General features: G+C 59.9%; 6 protein-coding genes and 1 pseudogene. 1 reads left to right on the top strand and 6 read right to left on the bottom strand.

Annotated features, from left to right (window positions below; genetic code table 11):
• On the bottom strand, positions 1 to 192 hold a 192-nt coding region (locus AC1DO7_RS40090; RefSeq protein WP_477117481.1), incomplete at its 3' end, for an alpha/beta fold hydrolase.
• Here AC1DO7_RS40090 and AC1DO7_RS40085 point away from each other — a divergent pair.
• Positions 183 to 269: pseudogene (locus tag AC1DO7_RS40085) on the top strand (hypothetical protein); the annotation flags it as partial. The gene AC1DO7_RS40090 and the pseudogene AC1DO7_RS40085 overlap by 10 nt on opposite strands.
• On the opposite strand, the gene AC1DO7_RS40080 reads toward AC1DO7_RS40085, so the two are convergent.
• The 5 genes from AC1DO7_RS40080 to AC1DO7_RS40060 form a co-directional block, all read right to left on the bottom strand.
• On the bottom strand, positions 264 to 680 hold the full coding sequence (locus AC1DO7_RS40080) for a RidA family protein (protein ID WP_441620851.1): 417 nt from the start codon (positions 678 to 680) through the stop codon (positions 264 to 266). The pseudogene AC1DO7_RS40085 and the gene AC1DO7_RS40080 sit on opposite strands and share 6 nt — an antisense overlap.
• Positions 681 to 767: 87 nt before the next feature.
• A complete protein-coding gene (locus AC1DO7_RS40075) occupies positions 768 to 1,880 on the bottom strand; it encodes an LLM class flavin-dependent oxidoreductase (protein WP_441620853.1) in 1,113 nt (370 codons plus the stop codon).
• A 96-nt stretch (positions 1,881 to 1,976) separates the two neighbouring features.
• Entirely contained in the window at positions 1,977 to 2,525 is a 549-nt protein-coding gene (locus tag AC1DO7_RS40070; RefSeq protein WP_441620855.1) for a flavin reductase family protein, read from the bottom strand.
• Between the two features lie 3 nt (positions 2,526 to 2,528).
• Positions 2,529 to 3,032: an NAD(P)H-dependent oxidoreductase gene (locus AC1DO7_RS40065; RefSeq protein ID WP_477117480.1), complete on the bottom strand. Its 504-nt coding sequence runs from the start codon at positions 3,030 to 3,032 to the stop codon at positions 2,529 to 2,531.
• A 539-nt stretch (positions 3,033 to 3,571) separates the two neighbouring features.
• Positions 3,572 to 3,833 (bottom strand): helix-turn-helix domain-containing protein (locus AC1DO7_RS40060; RefSeq protein WP_477117479.1); only part of this gene is annotated, 262 nt, incomplete at its 5' end.

Here is a 3,833-nt window from a genome sequence, read left to right as displayed (position 1 = left end):
CTCTGCCCCAAGTTCGCTCAGCAAGAAATCCAGATCGTCGGCAAAGTCGCTGAACACCAATTGCCGGGCAGAATCATCGCTATCACCATATCCGCGCGCGTCCCAGGCGACGCACGTGTGATTAGCGCTCAGGCCCGCGAGCTGTCCGTCCCAGTTGCTGCGGTTGCCACCGACGCCATGCAGGAAGACCACCAGCGGTCCTGCTCCCGCCCGCGCGTAAGCGATGCGCACGTTGCCGCGCTCGGAGAATGCGGGACTCGTCGTCATGACCTTTGCTCCGGCAAGACAGCGACCACTTCAATCTCCACAAGGCAAGCGGGCAACAGGAGTGCCTTGACTTGCACGCCCGTACTGGCTGGCTTGTGGTCTCCGAAAAACTCCTTTCGTACCACCCAGTACTCCTGGGCCACCGACTCAGTCAGCGCGCAGGTAAAGTACGTGGTCATCTTGACAATGTCTCGCATCGAGCCACCAACACGCGCGAGGATCGCCTGGATGTTCTCGAAGCACTGGCGCGACTGGGCGACCAGATCACCCACGCCAGCCAGACTTCCGTCCGGGCGCAGGGCAATCTGGCCAGAGAGGTATACGGTGCTGCCGGCGCGAATCGCAGGCGCGGGCGGCATGTCGTGCTCCCAGTCCCATTCGGGAAAGACAGGGCTTATGTGGGTGCGGGTCAAGACTGCTCCTCGGATATAGGCTGAACAAGCGTGCGTTGCCCCGTGTTCGACGCATGGCGCACGCTCGCATTTGACAGGGTCCGTCGCTTACGCCGCGCGCATCGTTGCGCCGACATTCGTCGAGACCCCCAAATCCTCAAGCAAGGGCAGTACTCTCTCGCCGATGAAGCTGAGGTCCTTGATGAAGTCAGGGACGATGAGCGTGATGCCGTCAAGCTCGGATTCAATAATGGTCTTGGCCAGGCGACGCGCGAGCGTCTCGGCCGATCCGGTCATTGCGCCACCAAGCACCGAGCTCACTCGTGCACCTTGGTCAATGAAGTACTGGGCAGCAAAATTCTGCTTGGCGCTGACGTCGGACGAGTACTCCGCCGTCTGGGTGGCGAGCGCGATACGGTCCACGCCTGCATCGAAATGGTCCAGGCGGGCCTGCGCATCGGCGTCCGTTTCACCGGGAATCAGTGTGAACAGACCGTACGTCTTGAACTCTGGCTTGCCGGCCTGAGCCGCGAGCTCCTTGGCTCGCCTGCCGCGGGCGATTGATGTCGCGTCATCGCTGGCCGTGAAGAAGCTGCCGTGGCAGTTGTCGATCGTGAACTGAAAACCACGGTCCGAAGCTCCGGCGCAGATGATGGTGGGCATCTTCGACGGCTTGGGATTCGACATGCAATCATTCAGCTCGTAGAACTGACCCTTATGGGTGACGCGATCCTCGGTCCAAAGGCGCTTGACGACGTTGATCCACTCATCCGCGAGCCCGTATCGCTGCGCGTGATCCAGCGGCTTCCACAAGCCAAGTTGGCCGAGGTCATGGGGGTTCGAACCGGAAACAAGATTCAGCCCGACCCGGCCATTGGAAATCTGGTCTATCGTGGCCACCATCTTTGCGACGAGAGCCGGAGGGAAGATCATCATGTGCACAGTTCCCCAGATCTTGATCGAGCTGGTAGCCTGCGCAAGGCCCGCCATCGTTGTCAGGGATTCGAGAGTGATATCCCAGTGCCTGGAGGGGCCGCCGTAGCCGCGCCACTTTGCCATGCTCAGGGCAAAATCGAAGCCCATCTTCTCGGCCAGGCGAGTGACCTGAAGATTGTGCTCATAGGTTCCGGGCGTTGCTGGGGCATTTACCGACGCAACCCAGCCATTGTTGCCAACCGGGATGAATACGCCGACTTCTGTTGCTCGCTTAGTTGTGGGCATCGCAGACCTCTCTAGATCATCAGAATGCTGGTTACAGCATGGGTTTAAAACAAGCAGGCTCAAGGCCTCGTTCTCAATGGATGGATTCGTTCGAAGCTATTCGGACGGTGACAGCAGCTTGCGAAAGGCGCTGCCGTGGAAGACCAGAGGTTCCACATGCGGGCGCATCGTCAACGCGATGATCTTGAGCAAGACAATGCCGTGATCGCCAGCAGGCATGACCGTCTCGACCGCGCACTCCATCCACACCGTCGCGCCATCGATCAACACCGCGTCGCCTGGGGTGGTGCCGAGACCGAGGCCATCAAACTTGTCTTCCGACCGCGAAGCCAGGCGGCGCACCGCGGCATCATGGCTGTGCCCCAGAAAGCTGATGCCCAGCCTTGGGGCCGTTGCCAGCTTTTCCCAAGTCTTCGAGGTCCACTGGATGCAGAATGAAACCAGCGGCGGATCAATCGACACCGGAACAAAACTGCTAGCCGCCATGCCTGCCGGGCGCCCGTCAATCATTGCGCACACACCCACTACACCCGTCGGGAAGCACCCATAGGCCTTGCGCAGGAACTCGCCGGACTCACCGCCTTTTTCCGCGAGCACCGAGAATGGCGGATCTGCCGCCAGCCACTTGATTGCGTTCTCTGACATGACTTACCCCCTTTGCGAGGACAGCAACGTGCGCACGATGGAGCCCCAACGATCTGCAAATGCATTGATTGCGGTGCCGTCCTCGAATGATTTTTCCAGCAGGTACAAGCCGGATGTGGGACAGGTAGCGCCGAGTTCGACAAGTACCGGTTTCAGGAGCAGGTCCGGCGCCATGGCATGGGCAGGCCCCGCTCCGAGCATGAGTGGCACGGCGACAACGCCTTGCATTCCGGTGCCGCCGGCGAACTGATCGAGGAACAGCTTGAGCAAGCCGGTGTAGGTGGCTTTGAAGGTCGGACTCGCGACAACGATGAGCCGGGAGCCGGAGACCGCTGACACGGCGCTATCTACCGCCGGCTCACCCCAACCAAGCAGCGACGCGCCGAGATCAACGACATCGATCACGGTATCCGGCGCCCGTCCAGTCAGGGCTTCGACCAGCATGGCCGCTGCGTGTGCAGTACGTGACTTTGGCTTTGGATTGCCAACGATGATTGTGGTAGTCATTTCCAACATGCCCTCGTGGGTTACGCTGCCTTCCGTATGGAGCACTCGTGCGCTCAGGTAGCTTCTGTGTGTAGCGATTTGACCATTCCGCCTCTGCCGCAGCTATCCACATATTTGGAGAAGCCTGTCCGGAAAATTTCGGGTGATTGGCAGGATATGAGCCGCTTGTTTTAGAGCACGCGACCGACCCGTCATGCGACGACTTTGTGGTCTGCGATGGGCTGAGAACATGGGGGCGGAGCGGGTGCGGGCAGGCGCCGTCGGGGCCAGGCAACCGTACTTTGAAGATGGGAAGAATGGCGGCCGCGCGGACTCATCGAGTCGGGAAAGATATGCCGCGGGAAGTTGCTATTGCGCTGGAGCAGGGCCAGCTTGCTGTGTCGACCTGGAGCCCGATGCCGCGGGCGGGCTACGTTCTGTTGCCACGTACGGTGCTCGCCGTACTACTGCTGTTGTGACCCGTAGCCGCCGGCCGAGAATGACGTCAACTTTGTGTCCCCCCCAGCTAGCCTGTGGGGGATCAGATTCGGCATACCGAACTAGCGACGTATCTTCCTGCTGATGGTCTCAGACGGCGTTTCGGAGAATTCGCGCTTGTAGTCGGCGGAGAATCGGCCAAAGTGGTTGAACCCTACGCCCAAGGCGATGGAAGATACGTTCTGCCTGGAAAGATCAGACAGCAATTCCGTGCGTGCCTGTCGCAAACGAAAGTGCTTCAGATAGGCAATGGGGGTAAATCCAAAATACTTGCGGAAGCTCTCGAACAACTTTAGCCGCGATACACCGGCGACTGCTTCGATA

It is taken from the genome of Cupriavidus sp. 05N40 (genome assembly GCF_056397305.1).
This window is presented reverse-complemented; position numbering and strand designations above follow the sequence as displayed.

Bases quoted from the DNA above. Each gene is read 5' to 3' on its own strand.
- AC1DO7_RS40075 (WP_441620853.1), bottom strand. From the start codon at position 1,880: ATGCCCACAACTAAGCGAGCAACAGAAGTCGGCGTATTCATCCCGGTT.
- AC1DO7_RS40070 (WP_441620855.1), bottom strand. From the start codon at position 2,525: ATGTCAGAGAACGCAATCAAGTGGCTGGCGGCAGATCCGCCATTCTCG.
- AC1DO7_RS40065 (WP_477117480.1), bottom strand. From the start codon at position 3,032: ATGACTACCACAATCATCGTTGGCAATCCAAAGCCAAAGTCACGTACT.